This window comes from Paractinoplanes atraurantiacus, assembly GCF_900215205.1.
In the GTDB taxonomy this organism is placed as follows: Bacteria; Actinomycetota; Actinomycetes; order Mycobacteriales; family Micromonosporaceae; genus Actinoplanes; species Actinoplanes atraurantiacus.
The window spans coordinates 1-23,219 of the sequence record NZ_OBDY01000055.1 but is presented as its reverse complement, the minus strand read 5'-3'; the positions used below and the strand labels follow the sequence as shown (position 1 = coordinate 23,219).

Annotated in this window: 14 protein-coding genes; 8 read left to right on the top strand and 6 right to left on the bottom strand. The window is 70.5% G+C overall.

What is annotated here, in order from left to right; translation table 11 throughout:
• Complete coding sequence (gene pulA, locus CRP55_RS50500; RefSeq protein WP_245924020.1) at positions 1-5,334, top strand: pullulanase-type alpha-1,6-glucosidase; 5,334 nt, start codon at positions 1-3, stop codon at positions 5,332-5,334.
• Here pulA and CRP55_RS50495 read toward each other — a convergent pair.
• Positions 5,288-7,633, bottom strand: coding sequence for an EAL domain-containing protein (locus CRP55_RS50495; protein ID WP_097329262.1), 2,346 nt, complete (start codon positions 7,631-7,633; stop codon positions 5,288-5,290). The genes pulA and CRP55_RS50495 overlap by 47 nt on opposite strands.
• Positions 7,634-7,651: 18 nt before the next feature.
• Entirely contained in the window at positions 7,652-8,569 is a 918-nt protein-coding gene (locus CRP55_RS50490; protein ID WP_097329261.1) for a sulfite exporter TauE/SafE family protein, read from the bottom strand.
• A gap of 93 nt (positions 8,570-8,662) precedes the next feature.
• Between CRP55_RS50490 and CRP55_RS50485 the strand changes: the two genes are divergently transcribed.
• The 6 genes from CRP55_RS50485 to CRP55_RS50460 all read left to right on the top strand — a co-directional run bounded on the left by CRP55_RS50485 (position 8,663) and on the right by CRP55_RS50460 (position 14,246).
• Positions 8,663-9,406, top strand: coding sequence for a histidine phosphatase family protein (locus CRP55_RS50485; protein WP_245924019.1), 744 nt, complete (start codon positions 8,663-8,665; stop codon positions 9,404-9,406).
• Complete coding sequence (locus CRP55_RS50480) at positions 9,381-10,193, top strand: NAD(P)H-hydrate dehydratase (RefSeq protein WP_097329260.1); 813 nt, start codon at positions 9,381-9,383, stop codon at positions 10,191-10,193. The genes CRP55_RS50485 and CRP55_RS50480 overlap by 26 nt, the downstream gene beginning before the upstream one ends.
• A gap of 41 nt (positions 10,194-10,234) precedes the next feature.
• Positions 10,235-10,648 carry a CBS domain-containing protein gene (locus tag CRP55_RS50475; RefSeq protein ID WP_097329259.1) on the top strand — a complete coding sequence of 138 codons (414 nt, stop codon included), beginning with the start codon at positions 10,235-10,237 and terminating at the stop codon, positions 10,646-10,648.
• Between the two features lie 99 nt (positions 10,649-10,747).
• A complete protein-coding gene (locus tag CRP55_RS50470) occupies positions 10,748-11,098 on the top strand; it encodes a PadR family transcriptional regulator (protein WP_097329258.1) in 351 nt (116 codons plus the stop codon).
• Entirely contained in the window at positions 11,095-12,075 is a 981-nt protein-coding gene (locus tag CRP55_RS50465; protein ID WP_097329257.1) for a permease prefix domain 1-containing protein, read from the top strand. The genes CRP55_RS50470 and CRP55_RS50465 overlap by 4 nt, the downstream gene beginning before the upstream one ends.
• Positions 12,076-12,149: 74 nt before the next feature.
• Positions 12,150-14,246 carry a RecQ family ATP-dependent DNA helicase gene (locus tag CRP55_RS50460; RefSeq protein ID WP_097329256.1) on the top strand — a complete coding sequence of 699 codons (2,097 nt, stop codon included), beginning with the start codon at positions 12,150-12,152 and terminating at the stop codon, positions 14,244-14,246.
• Positions 14,247-14,981: 735 nt separating this feature from the next.
• On the opposite strand, the gene CRP55_RS50455 is transcribed toward CRP55_RS50460, so the two are convergent.
• From CRP55_RS50455 to CRP55_RS50440, 4 genes are all read right to left on the bottom strand, one after another.
• The gene (locus tag CRP55_RS50455) at positions 14,982-16,472 is read right to left on the bottom strand and encodes a DHA2 family efflux MFS transporter permease subunit (protein ID WP_097329255.1); all 1,491 of its coding nucleotides are present in this window, start codon (positions 16,470-16,472) and stop codon (positions 14,982-14,984) included.
• 131 nt (positions 16,473-16,603) lie between these two features.
• On the bottom strand, positions 16,604-17,197 hold the full coding sequence (locus CRP55_RS50450; protein ID WP_245924017.1) for a TetR/AcrR family transcriptional regulator: 594 nt from the start codon (positions 17,195-17,197) through the stop codon (positions 16,604-16,606).
• 39 nt (positions 17,198-17,236) lie between these two features.
• Positions 17,237-19,582: a GTP-binding protein gene (locus CRP55_RS50445; protein WP_097329253.1), complete on the bottom strand. Its 2,346-nt coding sequence runs from the start codon at positions 19,580-19,582 to the stop codon at positions 17,237-17,239.
• A gap of 127 nt (positions 19,583-19,709) precedes the next feature.
• Positions 19,710-21,113 carry an MFS transporter gene (locus CRP55_RS50440; protein WP_245924016.1) on the bottom strand — a complete coding sequence of 468 codons (1,404 nt, stop codon included), beginning with the start codon at positions 21,111-21,113 and terminating at the stop codon, positions 19,710-19,712.
• A gap of 103 nt (positions 21,114-21,216) precedes the next feature.
• On the opposite strand from CRP55_RS50440, the gene CRP55_RS50435 reads away from it, so the two are divergent.
• Entirely contained in the window at positions 21,217-23,064 is a 1,848-nt protein-coding gene (locus CRP55_RS50435) for a hybrid sensor histidine kinase/response regulator (RefSeq protein WP_179855713.1), read from the top strand.
• The last annotated feature ends 155 nt before the right edge of the window (positions 23,065-23,219 follow it).

The window sequence follows — 23,219 nt, the reverse complement described above, 5'->3', positions numbered from 1 at the left end:
GTGGTCTCAAAGCGCCGGGGGCTGTTCGCCGCCGTACTCTCGCTTCTCGTTCCGTTCCTGATAGCGACGCCGGTCAAGGCCGCGCCGGCCGATTCCTTGATAGCGCAATGGGGCACCGACACGGTGAACCCGGGCGAGCAGTACTACTTCGTGCTGCCCGACCGTTTCGCCAACGGCTCCACCGCCAACGACAAGGGCGGCCTGACCGGTGACCGGCTGAAGACCGGCCTCGACACCACCGACAAGGGCTTCTACCACGGCGGCGACCTGGCCGGTGTCATCGACAAGCTCGACTACATCCAGGGCCTGGGCACCACGGCGATCTGGCTCGCGCCGGTCTTCAAGAACCGGCCGGTGCAGGGCAGCGGCACCGACATCTCGGCCGGCTACCACGGTTACTGGATCACCGATTTCACCCAGGTCGACCCGCACTTCGGCACCAACGAGGAGCTGCGCAAGCTGGTCCGGCTGGCCCACCAGCGCGGCCTCAAGGTCTACCTCGACATCATCACCAACCACACCGCGGACGTCATCAAGTACGCGGAAGAGAAGTACGACTACATAGACAAGACCACGAGCCCGTACGAGGACTCGAAGGGCCGCGCGTTCGAAGACCGCAACTACGCCGACTCGCAGAACGGCTTCCCGCGCGTCTCGACGGAGTCCTTCCCCTACACGCCGGTGGTCGCTCAGGCCGATCGGAACGTGAAGGTTCCGGCGTGGCTGAACGACCCGACGATGTACCACAACCGCGGGAACTCGACCTTCGCCGGCGAGAACAGCGAGTACGGCGACTTCTTCGGACTCGACGACCTGTGGACCGAGCGGCCCGACGTGGTCCGCGGCCTCACCGACATCTACGCCCACTGGATCGGCTACGCCGGCATCGACGGCTACCGCCTCGACACCGTCAAGCACGTGAACCTGGACTTCTGGCCGCAGTTCGCCGCCGGCATCAAGAAGGCCGCCGGCAAGAAGGACTTCTTCATGTTCGGCGAGGTCTACAGCGCCGACCAGGAGATCGAGTCGGCCTACGTGCGCCAGGGCGGGCTCCCGGCCACCCTCGACTTCTCCTTCCAGGCCGCCGCCCAGGGCTTCGTCGCCGGGAACGGCTCGGCCAAAGCCCTATCCGAGTTGTACGCCAAGGACGACCTCTACACCGCCCGCGACACCTCCGCCGCGAGCCTGCCCACCTTCCTCGGCAATCACGACATGGGCCGGATCGGCTCGTTCATCGCCGCCACCGGAGCCGACGACGCCGCGAAGCTGCGGCGCGACCAGCTCGCGCACGAGCTGATGTTCCTGACCCGCGGGCAGCCGGTCGTCTACTCCGGCGACGAGCAGGGCTTCACCGGCCCGGGCGGCGACAAGGACGCCCGCCAGGACCTGTTCGCCTCGAAGACCGCCGACTACCTCGACGACGACCTGATCGGCACCGACCGCACGCACGCGGTGGACAACTACAACACCGCGCATCCGCTCTACAAGACGATCGCCGCCGTGGGCGCGCTGCGCAAGGCGCATCCGGCCCTGCGCGACGGCGTCCAGGTGACCCGGTACGCGGCGGACGGGCCGGGCGTCTTCGCGGCCTCCCGCGTCGATCCTCGGCAGCGCAACGAATACGTCATCGCGTCGAACAGCGCCACCACCCCGCAGACCGTCACCCTGGACACCTGGTCGGCCGGCAAGGCGTTCCGCGGCATCTACGGCACGAACACGGTCACGGCGGCCGGCGACGACGGCAAACTGACCATCACCGTGCCCGCGCTGTCGTCGGTGGCCCTGCGCGCCGACAAGCCGATCGCGGTGCCGTCGGCCGCACCGTCCGTCTCGCTGAACACCCCGGAGCTCGTACCGGCGCGTGCCGAGCTGACCGCGACCGTGACCGGCGACCCGCTGTCCACCGTCACGTTCGCCGCGCAGGTGGGCGACGGGCCGTGGAAGCCGGTCGGGACGGCGACCCGCGCGCCCTACACCGTTTTCCACGACCTCACCGGTCTGGCCGGGGGAACACCCGTGAAATACAAGGCGGTCGTGCGCGACGGCAAGGGACGGCTGGCGTCGGCCACGAGCGGCATCAAGGTCGGCACGCCCGAGGTGGCCACCAGCCCCGACTACGCGATCGTGCACTACCAGCGGCCGGCCGGCGGCTACGACGACCAGGGGCTCTACGTCTTCGGTGACGTCGACCCGTCGATGACGACGACCTGGCCGGCCGGGCAGCCGTTCGCGGGCGAGGACTCGTACGGCCGCTTCGCCTATGTGAAGTTGACCCCGAACGCCAAGAACATGGGCTTCATCGTGGTCGGCAAGGACGGAGTGAAAGACGTCGATGCCGACCGGTTCCTCGACCCGTCGGCCACGCCCGAGGTGTGGCTGAAACAGGGCGACGCCACGGTCTATCCGTCGCGGCAGGCGGCGACCGGGCAGCCGGATCCGGTCCAGGACCAGAGCACGGCGATCATCCACTACCGGCGCGCCGACGGGAATTACGACGGCTGGGGCCTGCACGTCTGGGACGGCGCGGCCAGCCCGACCGACTGGGCGGCGCCGCTTCAGCCCGCGGGCACCGACGCGTTCGGCGTCTACTTCAGGGTGCCCCTCGCCGCCGGGGCCAGCGCACTGAATTACATCATCCACAAGGGAGACACGAAGGATCTGCCGGACGACCAGAAGCTCACGTTCGCCGACGGTGGTCACGAGATCTGGTTGCTGGGCGGCGTTTCCCCGCGGATCGTGCCGGTGGTGAAGAAGGTGGGCGCCGGGGGAGTGGTCGACCTGTCCAGGTCGTCGGCGGTCTGGATCGACCGGACCACGGTGGCCTGGCCGCCGGGCGGCGACACCGACGGCAAGGTCTACGACCTGGTGGAGCAGATCTCCAACACCTCGATTCGTCTGTCCGTACGGCGTGACGGGCTGACCGAGGCGCAGCGGACGAAGTTCCCGCATCTGTGGCAGTACAGCGCCTTCCGGCTTCCGGCCGGCGTCGACGTGAAGGCCCTCCTGCGCGGGCAGGTCACCATCACCGAGCGGGACGCCACCGGCAAACTCCTCGCGGCCACGGGCGTGCAGACGGCCGGAGTGCTCGACGACGTCTACGCGGCGGCCGCGTCGGCCTCGCTGGGACCGGTCGGCACGACGCTGTCGGTGTGGGCGCCGACCGCGCAGAAGGTCGACCTTTTGCTGTACGACACGGCCACCGCCGTGCCGTCCACAGTGGCCATGAGGCGGGACGACCGTACGGGCGTGTGGTCCGTTCGTGGGCCGTCGTCGTGGAGGGGCAAGTACTACAAGTACTCGGTCACCGCGTGGCAGCCCGCCGCGCAGAAGGTCGTCACGGCCGCGGTCACCGACCCGTACAGCCTCGCCCTCTCGACCGACTCCACGCTGAGCCGGATCGTCGACCTGGCCGATCCGGCGCTGGCCCCGGCCGGCTGGAAGTCGCTGCGCAAACCGGCCGCCACACCCTCGGCGAAGATTCAGATCGCCGAGCTGTCGGTGCGCGACTTCTCGATGGCCGACGCGACCGTGCCCGAGGCGTCCCGCGGAACGTACAAGGCGTTCACGTCGCCCTCGACGGCCGGGATGAAGCAGCTGTCCTCCCTGTCCCGGGCCGGCGTCACCCACCTGCATCTGCTGCCGGTCTTCGATTTCGCGACCATTCCCGAGAACCGGGCCGACCAGAAGCAGCCGGACTGCGACCTGGCCGCCCTGCCGCCGGACTCCGACCAGCAGCAGGCCTGCATCGCGGCGGTGGCCGCGACCGACGGCTACAACTGGGGTTACGACCCGCTGCACTACACGGTGCCCGAGGGCGGCTACGCGGTCGACCCGGCCCAGCGGACCCGCGAGTTCCGCGAGATGGTCGGCGGCGTCAACAAGGCCGGGCTGCGCGTGGTGATGGACGTCGTCTACAACCACACGTCGGCCGCCGGCACCGACCCGCACTCGGTGCTCGACCAGATCGTCCCGGGCTACTACCAGCGGCTGCTGGCCGACGGGACGGTCGCCAACTCCACCTGCTGCGCCAACACGGCGCCGGAGAACACGATGATGGGCAAGCTCGTCGTCGACTCGGTGGTCACGTGGGCCAAGGCGTACAAGGTCGACGGTTTCCGCTTCGACCTGATGGGTCACCACCCGAAGGCCAACATCCTGGCCGTGCGGGCCGCCCTCGACAAGCTGACGGTGGCCAAGGACGGCGTCGACGGCAAGAACATCTATGTGTACGGCGAGGGCTGGGACTTCGGCGAGGTCGCGGGCGGCGCGCGCTTCGAGCAGGCGACCCAGGCCACCATGGCGGGCACCGGGATCGGGACGTTCAACGACCGGCTTCGCGACGCCGTACGCGGTGGTGGGCCGTTCGACGCCAACCCGCGCGTGCAGGGCTTCGGATCCGGGTTGCTGTCGGCGCCCAACGGTGACGCCGTGAACGCCGACGCGGCCACCCGCCTGCCGCACTACCAGGACCTCATCAAGGTGGGGCTCAGCGGCAACCTGGCGTCGTACCGGTTCGTGGCCTCCACCGGCTCCACGGTCACCGGGGCCCAGGTCGACTACAACGGCTCACCGGCCGGCTACACGGCGGCGCCGGGCGAGGCCATCACGTACGTCGACGCCCACGACAACGAGGTGCTGTACGACGCCCTCGCCTACAAGTTGCCCTCTTCCACCTCCGCGGTGGATCGGGCGCGGTTGCAGTCGGTGGCCCTGTCCACCACCGCTCTGGGGCAGGGCGTGGGATTCTTCGCGCTCGGCAGCGAGCGGTTGCGGTCGAAGTCGCTCGACCGCAACTCGTTCAACTCCGGTGACTGGTTCAATCAGATCATCTGGGATTGCGCGCAGGGCAACGGTTTCGGCCGCGGCCTGCCGCCCGCCGCCGACAACCAGGACAAGTGGCCGTACGCGAAACCGTTGCTCGCTTCCTCCGCGCTCGTGCCCTCCTGCGACGCCATTCACCTGGCCGACGCCCGGTACAAGGAGCTGCTCGCCATCCGCGGCTCCACGCCGGTCTTCGGCCTGCCGACCGCCGCCGAGGTGCAGAAGCGACTGTCGTTCCCGCTTTCCGGCGCGGGCGAGACTCCGGGGGTCATCACAATGACCCTGGACGGACGGGGTCTCGACCCGCGGTGGAAGTCGGTGACCGTCGTCTTCAACGGCACCTCGGCGGCTACCACCCAGACCGTTCCCGCCCTGAAGGGCAAGACGGTCGCGCTGCACCCGGTGCAGCGCAGCTCGGCCGACCCGCTCGTCCGTACTGCCGCGTTCGTTTCCTCGACCGGGACCTTCACCGTCCCGGCACGGACGACTGCGGTGTTCGTACAGAGTCGATGAGCTGAGAAGCCGGTGCCGGTACGCCCAGGAAGTAGCCCTGGGCGTACCGGCACCGCATGGCGACGAGCAGGTCGAGCTGCTCGCCGGTCTCGACGCCCTCGGCCACCACGCGCAGGCCGAGGGTGTGTCCCAATTGCAGGATCGCGCTGACCAGCTCCTGCTGGCGGTCGTTGCCGACCAGGCCGGTGATGAACGACCGGTCCATCTTCAGCACGTCGACCGGGATGTCGCGCAGATAGCCCAGCGACGAGTAACCGGTGCCGAAGTCGTCGATCGCGATGCGCACCCCCAGCTCGCGCAGCTCCTCGAGGCGCCCCACGGTGACCGCGACGTTGCGCATCAGCACGGTCTCGGTCAGCTCCAGCACCAGGCGGTGCGGCGGCAACCCCGTACTGCTCAAGGCGTGTGCCACCCGGTCGGTCAGATCGGCCACCTCGAGGTCGGCCGCCGACAGGTTCACGCTGACCCAGCCCGGCGCCGTCTCCGGAGCGGTGTCCCGCCACTGCGCGACCAGGCGGCAGGCCTCGCCCAGCATCCACCGGTCGATCTCGGTGACCATGCCGGTCTCCTCGGCCATCGGGATGAACGACCCCGGCGGCTGGAGCCCGCGTTCCGGGTCGTTCCAGCGCACCAGGGCCTCCACGCCGATGAGCCGCCGCTCCGGCAACTCCATCACCGGCTGGAGGTCGACCCGCAGTTCGCCGCGGTGGACGGCGTCGCGCAGGCGGGCCTCGCTGTCGATCCGGTCCAGCAGTTGCTCGTGCATGCGGGCCTCGAAGACGCGGTAGCAGGCCTTGCCCTCGGCCTTGGCCGCGTACATGGCCACGTCGGCGTTGCGCAGCACCTCGTCGGCGCCGGCGTAACGGCCCGCGTCCGGCACCACGCCGACGCTCACCGAGACGGTGGCCTCCCGGCCGTGCAGGAGCAAGGGATTGCCCAGCGTCGCGACGCACGCGGCCGCGAGGCGCTCGGCCGTGTCCTGGTCCGCGTTCTCCAGCAGGACCGCGAACTCGTCACCGCCGAGCCGCGCGAGGATGTCGGCCGGGCGCAGTACCGCGGTCAAGCGCTCCGCCGCCGTACGCAGAAGAAGGTCTCCGGCATTGTGGCCGAGGCTGTCGTTCACCCGTTTGAAGCCGTCGAGGTCGAGATAGAGGACTGCGACGTCGTCCTTGTTCAGAGCGAGCTCGAGCCGGTCGTGGAAGAGCTTGCGGTTGGGCAGGCCGGTCAGGGCGTCGTGCAGGGCCTGGTGACGCAGGTCGTGCTCGAGGCTGCGCTGCCGGCTGACGTCGCGCAGCACGATCACGGCGCCGCCGCCCTTGGCGATCGGGCTGACCGTGTAGGCGACGCGGACCGAGGTGCCGTCGGGGCGCCCCAGCGTGGCCTCGCCGTCCTGGCGGGGGAACAGCGTGTAGGCGTCCTTCCGCAGCAGGCCGTCGACGCCGAGGCCGGTGATGCGCCCGGCCGCCTCGTTGGCGAAGGCGATCCGGTCGCCGGCGTCGAGGCCGCAGATGCCCTCGCCCGCGCCGGCCAGGATGCTGTCCGTGTACTCCTTGGCCAGGATCTCGCGGGCCGACCGTTCGAGCCGCTCGGCCATGTCGTTGAAGGCCCCGCTGAGCCGGGAGATCTCGTCGCGCCGCCCGACAGCCACCCGCTGCACGTAGTCGCCGTCGCGGATGCGCTCGACGGCCCGGGTCAGCCGCTGGATCCGGCGGGCGATCGACTCCCCGGTCAGGATGCCGAGCACCAGGATGAGCCCGATGCAGAGGGCGCCGGCGACGACGATGAGCTGTTCGGTGTAGGCGGTGGCGGCCTTCATCTGCTCGTAGAGGGGCGTGTACTCCAGCACGACCGCGCCGAGCGTGACGTCCTCGTCGTCGATGATCGGCACGACGACCTGCCGGACCCGGCCCGTCTCGGTGAAGACGCGCGCGCGGTGGTCGGCGATCGTGAGGGCGATCTCGCCGCCCGGGTCGCCGTCGTAGACACCGCCCACGTTCGACGGCCAGGCGTCGGCCAGGATCCGCCGTCCGGTGTCGATCACCACGATGTCGCGGGCCTGGAGCTCGTGCAGCCGGGCGATGTAGGCGGCCAGCATCTCCGGCTGGTCGTAGAGCGGCGCCATCCGGGCGGTCAGGCCGTACGCGATGTCCTTGGCCACGCCCCGGGCGACCTGCTCGGCCTCACTGATCGCGGCCTTGCGCGTCGATTGGGCGTCGGCGTGCAGCACGAAGCCCACCATCGCGGCCACCAGGGCGGCCACGGCAAGGAAGCAGCCCTGCAGCTTCTGCCGAACGTTCATCCTTCATCTGTTCGGCCACTATCGTCGGGAAGTGAGCGCGCCTTCCGGGGCCGAAGTGGTCTGCGGGGCTCCGGTGGTGCCGGAGGGCTTCCGGCGGCGCAGCACCCGCGCGGCGACCGCCACCAGCACGGCGGCGGCCGAGGCCACGCCGACCACGGCCGTGGGCAGGTCGAAGAGCTTGAGCGCGCTGGCCAGCAGCACGACCACCAGCGCGGTCCGCACCAGCCCGGCCGGGGCCCGCGACGAGATGCGCGACCCGATAAGCACGCCCGGGATCGAGCCCAGCAGCACGGCACCGGCCAGGTCGAGCTGGAGGTCGCCGAAGAGCGCGTGCCCGAGCGCGGCCGAGGTGACCAGGGGAATCGCCTGCACCAGGTCGGTGCCGACCAGGTCGTTGGCGCGCAGCTTCGGATACATGGCCAGCAGCGCCACGATGATCAGCGAACCCGACCCGACCGAGGTGAGGCCGACCACGAGCCCCCCGGCCGCGCCCAGAAGCGCGGTGGGCAGCGGCTTGACCACGATCGGCGCCGCCGGCCCGTCGTCGCCTCCGCGCCGCCGGGCCGCCCACGACTTGAGCACCAGCCCGCCCGCCGCGAGCAGCAGCGCCACCCCGAGCGCGACGCGGATCGCCTGCTGCACCGTCTCGTCGTCGCCGAGCAGCCGCAACAACAGCACCCCGGCGAACGCCGCCGGCACGCTGCCCACACACAGCCACCGCACGAGGGCCCAGTTCACCGTCCCGCGCCGGGCGTGCACGGCGCCGCCGAACGGCTTCATCACCGCACTGGCGGCCAGGTCACTGGAGACGGCCGCCACCGGTGGCACCCCGAACACGAGCACCAGGATCGGCGTCATCAGCGCACCGCCGCCCATCCCGGTGAGCCCGACGACGATGCCGACGCCGAGCCCGGCCAGCGCCAGGGTGAGATCCATCCGCTGATCCCCCATCTTGTCTACTAATTCGGTGGACTTTATCGACTTTGGGGCCCGGAAGCGAGCGTTCCGGCCGGGATTACCGATCCGGCCATGGGGTATGGCGTCGGCATGAAGGAGCTCCAGTGGCTCGCCGTGGTTCGGCACGGGCAGAGCACCGGCAATGTCACCGCGCAGGCCGCCGAGGAGGGCGGGGCCGAGGTGATCGAGATCCCGGAACGGGATGCCGACGTTCCGCTGTCGGACCTCGGGCGGGAGCAGGCCGCCGCGGTGGGCGAGCACCTCGGCCGCGACGCGCCGGACGTGGCGGTCGTGTCGCCGTACCTCCGAACCCGCCAGACCGCCCAGCTGGCCCTGGGTGACCGGGGCGTGCCGTTGATCGTCGACGAGCGGCTGCGCGACCGCGAGCTGGGGATCCTCGACCTGCTCACCGGGCGTGGCGTGCAGGCGCGGCTCCCCGACGAGGCCCGGCGGCGCAGCCGGCTGGGGAAGTTCTACTACCGGCCGCCCGGCGGCGAGTCCTGGGCCGACGTGCTGCTGCGGCTGCGGGCGCTGCTGCGTGAGGTGCGCGAGGACTACCCGGACGGCCGTGTCGTGTTCTTCGCGCACGAGGCGACCGTGCTGCTGGTGCGCTATCTGGCCGAGCGGCTCGACGAGGCCGAGCTGATGGCGATCGCGCACCGCACCGCCATCGCGAACTGTTCGATCAGCAGCTGGCGCCGCGAGGGCGACCTGCTGGTGCCCGAGGCGTTCAACGCCGTGGACCACCTGCACCGCGAGGGCACCCGGCCGACCAAGCAGGAGGACGTCAATGCCGCGGCAAGTCATCACCCCTAAGGTCCTGCGCGAGTGGCCGCTGCCGGACCCGCAGGGTGGCAAGGAGTCCCGCGGCACGGTGCTCGTGGTGGGCGGCTCGAAGTTCACCCCGGGCGCCGTCCTGCTGGCCGGGGTGGCCGCGCTGCGGGCCGGTGCCGGCCGCCTGCAACTGGCCGTGGCCGAGGAGACGACGATCGCGCTGAGCATCGCGGTGCCCGAGGCGAAGGTGGTCGGCCTGCCCGGCGCCGACCTGGCCCGGGACGCCGATGTGATCGCGCTCGGCCCGGGCCTGGACGACATCGACGAGACGACGAGGCTGATGCGGGAGGTGCTCGGCGAGGCCGGCCCGGAGACCGCGGTGGTGCTCGACGCGTACGCCCTCGGCGCCCTCAGCAAAGACCCGAAGCTGCTGCCGTCGCCGGAGCGGGCGGTGCTGACGCCGAACATGGTCGAGGCCGAGCATCTGCTGGGCCACGAGCCCGGCGACGACCCGGGCGCCGCGGCCGTCGAGCTCACCGGGAAGTACGGCGCGGTGGTCTCGCTCTTCGGCCACATCGCCGCCCCCGACGGCCGGCGCTGGGTCGAGGAGAGCGGTGACGTCGGCCTGGGCACCTCTGGCAGCGGCGACGCGCGCGCCGGGATCGTCGCCGGCCTGCTGGCCCGGGGCGCCGACCCGGCCCAGGCGGCCTGCTGGGCCGCGTACGTCCACGCGGTCAGCGGCCAGCGCCTGACGCCGCGCCACGGCCGCACGGGCTTCCTGGCCCGCGAACTCGTCGACGAGGTGGCCCATACGATTGCGACACTTTGATACGGGTACCCCCATGTTCTACAGGATGGGAGGAACCACCCATGACCACCGCTCGCGAAATCATGACCCCCGACGTCACCTGCGTGGGGGAGAAGGAGACGCTCGCGGACGCCGCCCGGAAGATGGCCGACCTGGGCGTCGGCTCGCTGCCCATCTGCGGCGAGGACAACCGCCTCAAGGGCATGGTCACCGACCGCGACATCGTCGTGAAGGCCCTGGCCAAGGGCCGCAACCCCGGTGAGGTGACGGCCGGCGAGCTCGGCGAGGGCAAGCCGGTCACGATCGGCGCCGACGACGACACGGCCGCGATCCTGCGGACGATGTCGCAGCACAAGGTCCGCCGCCTGCCCGTCATCGACGGCCACCAGCTGATCGGCATCGTCGCCGTGGCCGACGTGGCCCGCGCCCTGCCCGACCGCCCGGTAGGCGACCTGATCGACGCCATCAGCGAGTAGTCCTACTTCACCAAGCGGTGCCCCGCCGGCCTTAGGCCGTGCGGGGCACTTTGGTGTAGTGGGTTGCCATAGTGTGCGTCGCACAGTATCGTGAGTGACATGACAACGGACGCGACACTAGCCAGCCACTTACAGGAGCTGCGCCGGGGAACGGTCGTCGTCGCCAGCCTCATCGCTCTGCGCACGCCGGGGTACGGCTACTCGCTGCTGGAGACGCTCAGTGAGGCCGGCTTCGACGTCGAGGCCAACACGCTCTACCCGCTGCTGCGCCGGCTCGAGTCCCAGGGCCTGCTGGTCAGCGAGTGGAACACCGACGAGGCCCGGCCGCGCAAGTTCTACCGCACCACCGATCAGGGCAACGCCGTCGCCGAGACGCTCAGCGGCGAGTGGAGCCGCATCGACCGCGCCATCAACGACCTCTCCTTCACCCACCCCGGGAGCGACAAATGACCAGCCTCGTCGACCGTTACGTCTTCACCGCCCTCCGCCGCATCCCCGAGCAGCAGCGCGCCGACATCGACCGCGAGCTGCGCGCCTCGATCGACGACGCGGTCGACGCCCGCGTCGACTCCGGCGAGCCGTTCGACACCGCCGTCGAGAACACGCTGCTGGAGCTGGGCGATCCCGACAAGCTCGCCGACAATTACGCCAACAGACCCAACTTCTTGATAGGCCCGGAGCTGTACGGCGTCTGGCGGCGTTTCATGCTCATGCTCTTCACGACGGTCCTGCCGATCGTGGTCGTGGTCAACGTCGTCGTCGCGATCTTCGGCGAGGACCCGCAGGTGGGCGACATCATCGGCGGCGCCATCGGCACCGTCCTGACCGTCGGCGCCCACCTGGCCTTCTGGACCACGCTCACCTTCGCCGTCATCGAACGCACCGGCCTCGGCAAGGCCGACCTCCGCGGCGGCGCATGGTCTCTGAAGGACCTTCCCAAGTACGAACCCCGCGCCATCAGTCTCGGCCAGATGGTGACCTACGTCGTGTGGCCGGTGATCCTGATCGCCGTCATCGTCGTGCAGCAGTTCACCTTCACCGACACTCCCGTGCTCGACCCCGCCGGCTGGTCGCTCTGGTGGCCCGTGCTGATCGCCCTGATCGCCCTCAAGGCCCTGTGGGCGGTGTGGCTCTACCGTCAGGGCGCCTGGACCCGGGCGATCATCGTCGCCAACGCCGTGCTGGCCGTGGTCACCGGCGCCTACCTGGTCTGGCTGCTCGCCTCCGACCGCTTCTTCAACCCCGCCTTCGACTGGACCACCGACAACGGCACCGACCTGCTGAGCTGGATCACCCCCGCCGCCATCGTGGTGACCATCATCGGCACCCTCTGGGACGTCGCCGAAGTCACCATCCGGGGCGAGCGGGCCCGCCGCGGCCTGCCCACGAAGGTCGCCGGCACCGGCAACACCTACAAGTTCGGCTGACCCCGTCTCCCGTCGCTGTGGAGCGCCCCTCACCTCGAGGGGCGCTCCTCTTCGCGCGGGTAGCATCCGGCGGGATGGACACGCTTGATCGAATCGCGGCCGACGTGCTCGGCATCGGCCTGCGCCCGGCTCAGCGGCGGGCGCTGGAGGCGCTGACCGGGCACGGCGACACGCTGGCGGTGCTGCCCACCGGCAGCGGGAAGAGCGCGATCTACCAGGTGGGCGGGCTCGCGCTGGGCGGCCTGACGGTGGTCGTGTCGCCGCTGATCGCGCTGCAACGCGACCAGCTGAGGTCGATGACGGCGCGGGATTCCGTACGGGCGGTGATGCTCAATTCCGCGCAGCATCACGCCGACCGGGCCCACGCCCTTCAGGAGCTGGCCGGCGGCCGGGCCGACTTCGTCATGCTCGGCCCCGAGCAGCTCGCCAACGCCGAGACGATGGCGGCGATCACCGGCGGCCCGCGCCCCGTCACGCTGGTCGCGGTCGACGAGGCCCACCTGGTCAGCGAGTGGGGCCACGACTTCCGCCCCGAATACCTGCGGCTGGCCGACGTCGTCGAGGCGGCCGGGCGGCCGCCGGTGCTGGCTCTGACGGCCACGGCCGCGCCGCCCGTGCAGGCCGACATCACGCGCCAGCTGCGGATGCGCGACCCGCACGTCATCGTGGCCGACTTCGACCGCCCGAACATCGCGCTCTCGGTGCGACGGGCCCGGCACGATCTGCCGGAAGGCCAGGCGATCGACGATCGTACGGTCGAAGTGGTCCTCGCCCATGAAGGCCCGGCCCTGGTGTACGCGCTCAGCCACGCCCGCTGCGAAAGCCTGGCCGAGCGGTTGCGCCTGGACGCCTACCGGGCCGAGCCCTACCACGCGGGCCTGCCGGCCGCGCGCCGCAGCGAGATCCAGGACGCGTTCTTCGCCGGCCGGCTCGACGTCGTGGTGGCGACGAGCGCCTTCGGCATGGGCATCGACAAGCCGGACGTCCGCACGGTGGTGCACGCCGGCGTGCCCGGCAGCCTGGACGAGTACTACCAGGAGATAGGCCGCGCCGGCCGGGACGGCGGACCGGCCACGGCCGTGCTGGTCTACGACCCCCGGACCATTCGGATCCCGCGCCTGCTGGCGGCCCGCTCGCGGATGGGCGCCGCCTCAGTCCACGCCGTCATCGACGCCATCGAGGCCGCGGAGGGCCGCACAACGGTCAAGGACCTGGCCGAGGCGGCCAAGGTGGGCCGGGCCGCCGCCGAACGCGTGGTCGACGAGCTGCTGGAGCTGGGCCTGCTCCACCCCGACGGCAACAACGCCGTGCTGGCCGCCCCCATGGGCGACGCGTTCCGCCAGGTCACCGCCGCCGGCAACCGCCGCCAGGCGATCCTGCGCTCCCGCATAGAGGCAGCCCGAGGCTACGCCGAGACAACACATTGCCGCCGAGCCGACCTCCTCGGCTACTTCGGCGAGCACTACACCCCACCCTGCAACACCTGCGACAACGACAAACACCCCACCACATCCACCAGCCGCCCCCACCCGGACGAGCGCACCACCCCTCCCCACACGACCTCCTCCCGCGGGAACGGCCACCCGACCTCCTCCGACGGGGACGGCCATCCCGCCTCCCGCGGGGACGACCATCCCACCTCCCGCGGGGACGACCATCCCACCTCCCGTGGGGACGACCATCCCGCCTCCCGTGGGGACGACCATCCCACCTCCCGTGGGGACGACCATCCCACCTCCCGTGGGGACGACCATCCCACCTCCCGTGGGGACGACCATCCCACCTCCCGTGGGGACGGCCATCCCACCTCCCGTGGGGACGGCCATCCCACCTCCCGTGGGGACGACCACCCCGCCTCCCGTGGGGACGACCATCCCACCTCCCGCGGGGACGACCATCCCACCTCCCGCGGGGACGGCCACCCCACCCCCTCCCTCGCAGGCGAGCGCGGAGATAAGCGGTATCCCGACGAGAACGCCGCCTTCTCTCACGACGACCAGAGCGCCGGGAGGGACACCCAGGCCCAGGCGAAGCGTGTGCGCCACCGGCTATGGGGATCCGGCACCCTTCTCAGCCAGGACGATCACGAACTCGTGGTCGCCTTCGACTCCGTCGGCTATCGCCACCTGACCGCGGCCGCGCTGACCAACGGCCTGCTGACGCCGGAATAACCGTTAGTGCCACTAATTGATCGTCAGGGGGAGTGGCCCCTCAAACCGGACATAGCGCGTTGGTCGTGGTGACGGAGCAGGTGTCGGAGGCTGGCCGGCGGCGCTGGGCCGGCGGGCCTGATGGCTGCCGAGGGGACGTTAGTGCGACTAACTGATCGCGCGGGTCCGCAACCCTGAGCACAGCGACTACGCCTCGACGCTCGCCCTTGGTCGCGGGTCGGGTCAGGCATGGGCGGCAGGCGGCGGCGCTGGGTCGGCGGGCTTAATGGCCGTAAAGAGACCGTTAGTGTGACTAACTGGCCAGGGCCGGGGCCGGGCCAGGGCCGGGCCAGGGCGGGGGCCGGGCCAGGGCCGGGCCGAGGCAGGTGTGGGCCGGGGCAGGGCCGGGGCCGGGCCAGGGCCGGGCCGAGGCAGGTGTGGGCCGGGGCAGGGCCGGGCCAGGTGTGGGCCGGGGCAGGGCCGGGTCAGGTGTGGGCCGGGGCAGGGCAGGTGTGGGCCGGGGCAGGGCAGGTGTGGGCCGGGGCAGGGTGTGGGAGGCGGGTGGCGGCGGTGGGTCGGCGGCCTGCTGGCTGCGGAGGGGCCGTTAGGCCGACTAACTGATCGTTGGTCGTGGGCCGTTGGTCTGGTGGCTACGGTTGGGTCGTTAGTGTTACTAACCATGTGATGAGTCTGGATGTGGCGCGTCCGCGGCCTGCCGGTTAGGGCGGGCCGCGGACGGGTTGTGCCGCAGGAAGGTCAGACCATGACCGCGGCTCCCGCGTTGGCGTTGGCCTCCTCGCGGCCTGCCTTGATCAGGACAAAGGCGATGATGGCGGCCAAGCCGATCAGGGCGGCGCTCCACCAGAACGCGACCGTGTAGCTGTGGACGGTGGCCGCCGCCGTCAATGACGCCGGGTCCGAGGCTGTGGCCTGGTGGTCGACGATGTAGGCCGCCACGGCCGACGTGAAGATGGTGTTCAGCAGGGCCGTGCCCAGCGAGCCGCCGATCTGCTGGGTGGTGTTGATCAGGGCGCTGGCCACGCCGGCGTCGTGGTCGGCCACGCCGACCAGGGCCGTGTTCGACATCGGGCCGAACGTCACGCCCATGCCGAAGCTGATGACCAGCTCGGCCGGGAAGACGTGGGTCCAGAAGCCCGTGTCGACGCCGATGCGGGTCAGCAGCACCATGCCGATCGTCGACATCAGCAGGCCGCCGGTCATCAGCACGCGGGGGCCGAGCCGGGTCTGCAGCTGGGCCGAGACGCCCGCGCCCAGGATGATGCCCAGCGTGAACGGCAGGAACGCGACACCGGTCATCAGCGCCGAGTAGCCCAGCGTGATCTGCAGGTAGAACGTCAGGAACAGGAAGACGCCGAACAGGCCCGATCCGATGAGCAGCGCCGCCAGGAACGAGCCGCCGCGGTTACGGTCGAGGATCACGCGCATCGGCAGCAGCGGGTGCGACGACCGCAATTCGATGACCACGAAGGCCACCAGCAGCAGCACGGCCGCGACCAGGAAGCCGATCGTCGTGGGGGAGTCCCATCCGTCCTCACTGGCCTTCGTGAAGCCGTACACCAAAGCCACCAAGCCGGCCGTGGACGTCAGCGCACCGGGCAGGTCGTAGCGGGTGTTGCCCTCGGCCCGGCTCTCGCCGATGAAGCGGGCGGCGGCCACCGCGGCGATGATGGCGATCGGGGTGCTGACGAGCAGGGTCCAGCGCCACGAGGCGTACTCCGTCAAAAGACCGCCCATGAGCAGGCCGACCGCGCCGCCGCCACCGGCGATGGCGCCGTAGACGCCGAAGGCCCGGGCCCGTTCGCGCGGCTCGGTGAAGGTCACCGTCAGCAGCGACAGGGCGGCCGGTGCCATCAGAGCTCCGAACGCGCCTTGCAGCGCCCGGGCCGAGAACAGCATGAAGGCGGTGGTGGCGAGGCCGCCCAGCGCGGAGGCGGCGGCGAAGCCGAGCAGGCCGATGATGAAAGCCCGCTTGCGGCCGGTGAAGTCGGCGATGCGGCCGCCCAGCAGGAGCAGACCACCGAAGGCCAAGGTGTACGCGGTGATCATCCACTGCCGGTCGGCGTCGCTGATGTGCAGCGCCTTCTGGGCCGTCGGCAGGGCGATGTTGACGATCGTGGCATCGAGCACGATGAGCAGCTGCGAGACCGCGATCACCGCCAGCGCCAGCCACCTGGATCGTGATTTAGGTGATATATCCGGCGTACGGTGAGCGTCAGAGGTCGTCATGGACACGAGGGGTCCCCTTTCAGGGCACGCGGAGATCCACCCAGGCGCGGAAGGCGAGGGCGTCGAGCGGTACGGGCGTGGTGGGCCGGGCCGGCGGCGAGGCCGCAAGCCGGAAGGACGAGAGGGTAGGTCTAGGAGCGCGGCTCCCGGGTGAGCAGCGGCAGAACGATGTCGTCGACGAGGTGGTCGATGAAGGCCTGGTCGAGCGGCTCGCCCAGCGCGAACCGCCGCATGAAGACCATGGCCGGCACGATCTCCTCGATGAGCCGGGCGTCGTAACCGGGCCGGAGCTCACCCCGGGCCACGGCCCGCTCGCAGATGGATTCCGCGAGCGGCAGTTTGGACTCCTGCATCTGGCGCAGCTGCACCGCGAGCTCGGGCTCGGTGTGCAGGGCCATGAACAGGCCGGCGAGGATCGGCCCCTGGTCGCTGCTGATCATGGTCGCCATGTCGCAGAACCAGGCCGCGAGGTCGCCGCGCAGCGTCCCGGTGTCGGGCAGCGGCTTGTCGACGGCCTTGCACACCCGTACGGCGTCCGTCACCAGCTCCGCCTTGGTGGGCCAGTGCCGGTAGAGGGTGGCCTTGCTCGCCTGGGCCCGGGCGGCCACCGCGTCCACCCGAAGACCCTGATATCCCGTCTCGCCGAGCAACTCGTAGGTCGCACGCAGGATCGCCTGCTCCCGCTCCTGGTCGAGTCTGCGGGCGCGCCCAGCCTGGTCAGCCACGGCGGTCACCCCCTCTGCGAAACGAAACTGTTTCGTACACTACGCCTCCCGCTCAGCTGAAGCGATCTCCGAAGGCGATTGTGACGCAGCCGACGTACGCGGACGAGGGTCGTACCTCTCGAAGGTCGTCTCCAGCACACCCTCCCCGTGGGTGAGGCCCGGAATCGCCTGCTCCAGGGCCCGAACCCGCGCCGTCGGCACGAGACCTTCGACGAGAGAGGCTGCCGAGCTCTCCGGAACCGCCCCGTACCTCCCGAGCGCTGCCAGCACCGCACCCAGCGTCGACTCGGGCACCTCGAGCCGGAACCGCGAGATCGGCTCACACACCACGGTCCCGGCCCGCTCCAGCGCCTCGCGCAGGACGATCGGCACGAGCTTGCGAAAATCCGCCGCCCGCGTCGCCGGCGAGACGAAGCCCGTCCGCGTCGCGGTGACCCGCACATCCGTCACCCGCCAGCCGAGAAGACCTTGGGTCAAGGACTCTTCGACGTACGCCGTGAGCGACTCCCGAAAAAGCTCGACCGCCTTGAACACGTGGATCGGCACCTGCTCCACCGGCACCTCCAGCGCGAAGGTCACCCCCGGCCCCGGCTCCACCCGCAGATCCAGCGTGGCCAGCGTCGGATTGCCCTCTTTCCCGAGCGTTCTCCCCGCACACCCGACCCCCGCCGGCCGCTCGATGTGGATCGTCCGAGTCTCTTCAAAGACGACTTCGATGCCGTACGCCTCCACGAGCGTGGCCCCGATGACCTCCTTCTGCACTTCGCCGTAGAGCGACACGGACAGCTCAGCCCCACGCTGCCGCAAATTGATCAGCGGATCCTGCCCCGCCAACTCACTGAGCGCCACATGCAGCCGCCGCCCGTCGGCCGGATTCCGGGGCTTGACCACAGACTCCAGAGTCGGCGGCGCGAAGATCTGCCCACTCATCGGCGCGTCCCCGATCGCGTCCCCGATCCGAGCCTCCCGAAGCCCATGCACCTTCCCGATCTGCCCGGCGACCAAGGCCCTCCGCCGAACCCCGGCCCCACCCTCGATCGCCTCGATCCCGGTGATCACCGCATGGCCCCCACATCCGCGGCCGCCGGAGGGGGTGTGGCTGGGGTTGGCCGCGATTGTCGCTTGGCCCCCACTTCCGCGGCCGCCGGAGGGGGTATGGCTGGGTTTCGCGGCGATTGTCGCTTGGTCGCCGCTTCCGCGGCCGGTGACGGGATTGGGGGTGGAGGCGAGTGCCGCCTGGCCGGCGATGGCGTCGTGGACTTCTTTGGCCGGCCGCGCCGGGTCGTCGTTTTCGCGGCCGGTGACGGGGTTGGGGGTGGCGGCGAGCGCCGCCTGGCCGTCGCTTTCGCGGGTAATGCGGTGGGCGGAGGTGGGGTAGGCCGTGGTCCCGGATTGGTCGGCGGTGCCGACCGGGATCCGGTCGCGGATGTTGAGGGCGCCGGAGAACATGCGGACGTAGGCGACCCGCCGCCCGTGGTCGTCGCGGTCGACCTTGAAGATCGTGCCGCTCAAGGGGCCGTCCGCGCTGCCGGGCGTGGTCGGGAGCAGCGCCGGCAGCGCTGCCATCAGCTCGTCGATGCCCGCGCCGGTCACCGCCGACCCGAAGAACACCGGATGCAGCAGGCCCGCGCGGGTCCGGGCGGTCAGGACGTCCCGTACCCGGTCGTAGGGCACGGATCGCTCGTCCCGCACCCAATCCGAGAGCACCTGCGAATCGCCCGAAATGTCGACCAGGCGGGCGATGAAGGCAGCATCAGCGACGCCGGCCGGAGTAATTGCCCCAGCCGCCCCAGCCGCCCCGCCCGGGCCGTGCGTGCCGGCCGGGCTGGTGGTGCCGGCGAGGGTGGCACTGGCCTGATCTGTGGTGCGGCCGAGGGGGCGGATCGAGGCGTTCGGTGTGCCCGCAGCCAGGAGCGTGGACATCGGGATGATGTCGGGGGTCAGGCGGGTGGCCAGGTCGCGGAGCAGGGACTGTTCGCGGGCGCCGGGGCGGTCGATCTTGTTGATGAAGATCAGGGTGGGGACGCCGAGGCGGCGCAGGGTGCGCATCAGGATGCGGGTCTGCGCCTGCACGCCCTCGACGGCCGACACCACCAGCACCGCGCCGTCGAGGATGCGCAGGGCGCGCTCCACCTCGGCGATGAAGTCCGGGTGGCCTGGGGTGTCTATGAGGTTGACCGTGACGTCGCCGAGTGGGAACGACGCGACGGCGGTCTTGATGGTGATGCCGCGGCGGCGTTCCAGGTCGAGCGAGTCCGTCTGGGTGTCACCCGCGTCGACGCTGCCGACGTGGTCGGTGACCCCACCCGCGTGGAGCAGGCGCTCGGTCAGGCTGGTCTTACCGGCGTCGACATGCGCGACGACGCCGAGATTGAGAAAGGGCACGCGGAGTCAGGTCCTTCGAGGCGGCAACGATGGGCGTCGGGTGGGACCGGAAACCGCGCATCGTTCCTCCTAAGAACAGGACCTGACTCCGGCACGTTAGCGCCGGCCCGAGCCCGGCGCAGCCCAATTACGCCCTCGTCGCCTCGTCGGCCGAGCGGGGGATCAGCGCCGCCAGCCCCACCATCACGATCGCGACCAGCACCATGCCGATGAAGATGCGGTGGACGGCGTCGGTGAGCTTCGCCGGGTCGACCACGTCGCCCGAGCCGATCACCGCGTTGGCGATCGCGCCGAAGACCGCCGCGCCCAGGGCGCTGCCCAGTGACCGCAGGAAGATGTTGTTCGCCGTCACCACGCCGCGTTCGGACCAGCCGACCGACGACTGGGCCGCGATCAGCGTCGGCGCCGCCGTCAGGCCCATGCCCAGGCCGATGACCAGGCAGTACGTGCCGACCGCCCAGATCGACGACGTCTCGTCGAGCAGCAACAGCAGCGCCGAGCCGACCAGCACCAGCGAGGTGCCGATCAGCGCGCACCTGCGGAACCCGAGCCGCAGGTAGACCTTGCCGGCCTGGCTGGCCGAGATCGGCCAGCCCAGGGTCAGGGCGGCCAGCGCGAACCCGGCCACCAAGGGCCCGGTGCCCAGCACGTCCTGGGCGTACGTGGGGACGTACGACGAAAGCCCCAGAAGAATCGCCCCGACGCCGACCGCGAGTTGGCCGCTCGTGACCAGCAACCGCCGGCGGAACACCCACAGCGGCAGGACGGGTGCTTCCGCCGTACGCTCAATGAACCCGAAGATCACCAGAAGGATGACGCCCAGCCCGAGCACCGCGAAGCTCGTGATCGAATCCCAGGCCCAGGCCTGGCCGCCCTCCAGCACGCCCAGCACCAGCAGCGTGAGGCCCGCGGTGAGCAGGGCCGCGCCCCGATAGTCGATCACCGGGTGACCGCGCTCGACCCGCTCGTGGAAGCGGCGGAACATCACCGCGCCCGCCGCCAGGCAGAGCGGGATGTTCACCCAGAAGATCCACCGCCAGTCGACCCACTCGCTGAAGACGCCGCCGAGGGTCGGGCCGACGACCGAGGCGATGCCCCAGACGCTGGCCACATAACCCTGGACCTTCGCCCTTTCCTGTACGGAGTAGAGATCGCCCACGATGGTGATGGTGGTGGGCGCGATGGCGCCGGCGCCGAGGCCCTGCACGATCCGGAAGATGATCAGCGGGAGCATGCCCCAGGCCAGGCCGCACAGGATCGAGCCGAGCAGGAACAGCCCGATGCCCCAGAGGATCACCGGCTTGCGGCCGAACAGGTCGTTGAGCTTGCCGTAGATGGGCACCGAGACGGCCTGGGCCAGCAGGTAGACCGTGAACAGCCAGGGGAACTCGGTGAAGCCGCCGATGTCGTCGACGATCGAGGGCACCGCGGTCGCGAGAATCGTCGAGTCGATCGCGATCAGCGCGGTGGAGAGCATGACGGCGCCGAGGACGGGACCGCGCTCGGACCGCAGTCCAACGTTGTTTACCACCCTGATCGTCTACCCCTCACCGTGGCGGGGCGCACACTCGGGCGGGGGAGAAGAGTGCAGTATCACCCCTTTCCCGGCATGCGCGTGCCTAGCGTGGTCACTCGTGGCGCTTGTTGTCGTGGCCGAGGACAATCTTGATCACCAGAGGGTGATCGCACAGGTCATCCGCCGTCTCGGTCATGAGGTGGTGGTGGCCGGCGACGGGCGCGCCGGGCTGGCCGCGGTCGCCGAGCATCGACCGGCGCTGCTGGTGGCCGATGTCGACATGCCGGAGATGGACGGGCTGGAGTTGTGCCGGTCGCTGCGCGCTGATCCGGCACTGGCGGGGACCCCGGTCGTGCTGATCACGGCTTACCTGCTGCCGGGCGACCAGCGCCTGCAGGGTGTCGGGGCGCTCGACGTCATCGGCAAGCCGTTCGGTGTGCCCGAGTTGTCCCAGAGGTTGGGTTTAATCCTCGACAATCTGGACAAAGCGGACGACGTGACGGTCAAGGCGCTGCTCGGCACGCTCGACGCGGGCGTGGTCATCTGCGACGTGACCGGGCGGGTCACCTACGGCAACGCTGAGCTGCCGGCGGCGTACGAGCAGATCCTGGCCCGAGCCCTGGCCGGTGAGAGGCTCCGCGGCATCGAGGTGATAGACCGGGACCGGTGGTACGCCGTCAACGCCGCCCCGATCATCGCGGCCGACGGTGCGACCACGGGCGCCGTCGCCGCGTTCCACGACCGCACCTACGAGCACCGCTCCCGCGAATATCAGCAGTGCGAGACCGAGGTCCTGCGCGTGCTGGCCGACCACACCCACGCCATCGACGCCACCGACCGCATCCTGCACGCCATCGGCTCGACGCTGGGCTGGCCGTACGTGCGGCTGTGGCTGGTCGACGAGGTCACCGACGTCCTGCGGCCGGCCGGCAACTACACGGCGCCGGGCGAGCGCTCGCTGCCCACCCCGGCCAGCATGTCCCGCGGGTCCGGCCTGGCCGGATCGTGCTGGGCCAAGGTGGAGTCGCTGTGGGTGCCGGACATCCACGCGCGGGATTCGCCGGTCCTTCCGTACGTGTCCTCGGAAACTGCCTTCCAGGCCGGCGGCGCGGTGCCCGTGCGCAGCGGCGACCGGGTGATCGGGGTGCTGAGTTTCTTCACGTACGCCCGGCAGGAGCCCGACCCGGCCCTGACCGTGCTGCTGACCGGCGTGGCCGGTCTGATCGGCGCCTTCCTGGAGCAGCGCCGGGCCGAGGTGCTGGCCCTGCACCTGGCGGCGGCCACCGACGAGTACATCGCGCTGGTCGGCCATGAGCTGCGCACCCCACTGACCTCGATCGGCGCGTACGTCGACCTGATCGCCGAGTCTCCCGACGAGACCCCGATGGGCGAGGTCCGCGAGATGCTCGACGTGGTGCAGCGCAACAACGTGCGCCTGCGCGACCTGGTCGAGAAGCTGCTGGACCTGGCCGCACTGGAGTCCGGCCACGCCCAGCTGACCATCGTCCCGGTCGACCTGAGCGCCGTCATCACCGAGGCGGTGGAGGCCATAGCCCCGAGCGCGGCCGAGCGCCGCATCACGATCGAGGCCGCACTACCCGGCGAACTGATTGTCCCCGGCGACCGCGAGCGCCTGCGCCAGGTGGCCGACGCGTTGCTGGGCAACGCGGTGAAGTTCAGCGGCAGCGACTCCACGGTGACGGTGGCCCTGACCGACGAACACGGCGACGCGGTGGTCCTGACCGTGGCCGACCAGGGCGTCGGAGTGGCCCCGAGCGAACAGGCCCGCTTGTTCCGCCGCCTTTACAGAGGAGGCAACGCCCGCCACACGGGCATCCCGGGCGCGGGTTTGGGCTTGGCCCTGTGCCGCGTCGTCGTGGAACGCCACCACGGCTCGATCACCTTGGCTTCCCAGGAGGCCGCCGGCACAAAGGTCACGGTCCGCCTGCCCTGCCACCGAGATTGAGAAGCCGCGAGCTTCGTCACGGCACCGCGGTACGTCGCTTGAATCGGGCCGGGCGTCCGAATCTGGCACCCCTCTGTGTCAAGAGGCGGCTGTGAGGTCTGCTTTATGGTGGGTTTCGGCGGGTCCGGGAAGTGACTTCTCCGAAGTGTCGATCA

Excerpts from the sequence above, each read along its gene's own strand:
- CRP55_RS50465 (WP_097329257.1), top strand. The coding sequence starts at position 11,095 with ATGACCAGCCTCGTCGACCGTTACGTCTTCACCGCCCTCCGCCGCATC.
- CRP55_RS50485 (WP_245924019.1), top strand. The coding sequence starts at position 8,663 with ATGGGGTATGGCGTCGGCATGAAGGAGCTCCAGTGGCTCGCCGTGGTT.
- CRP55_RS50495 (WP_097329262.1), bottom strand. The coding sequence starts at position 7,633 with ATGAACGTTCGGCAGAAGCTGCAGGGCTGCTTCCTTGCCGTGGCCGCC.
- CRP55_RS50480 (WP_097329260.1), top strand. The coding sequence starts at position 9,381 with ATGCCGCGGCAAGTCATCACCCCTAAGGTCCTGCGCGAGTGGCCGCTG.
- CRP55_RS50455 (WP_097329255.1), bottom strand. The coding sequence starts at position 16,472 with ATGACGACCTCTGACGCTCACCGTACGCCGGATATATCACCTAAATCA.
- CRP55_RS50470 (WP_097329258.1), top strand. The coding sequence starts at position 10,748 with ATGACAACGGACGCGACACTAGCCAGCCACTTACAGGAGCTGCGCCGG.
- CRP55_RS50475 (WP_097329259.1), top strand. The coding sequence starts at position 10,235 with ATGACCACCGCTCGCGAAATCATGACCCCCGACGTCACCTGCGTGGGG.
- CRP55_RS50460 (WP_097329256.1), top strand. The coding sequence starts at position 12,150 with ATGGACACGCTTGATCGAATCGCGGCCGACGTGCTCGGCATCGGCCTG.
- CRP55_RS50490 (WP_097329261.1), bottom strand. The coding sequence starts at position 8,569 with ATGGATCTCACCCTGGCGCTGGCCGGGCTCGGCGTCGGCATCGTCGTC.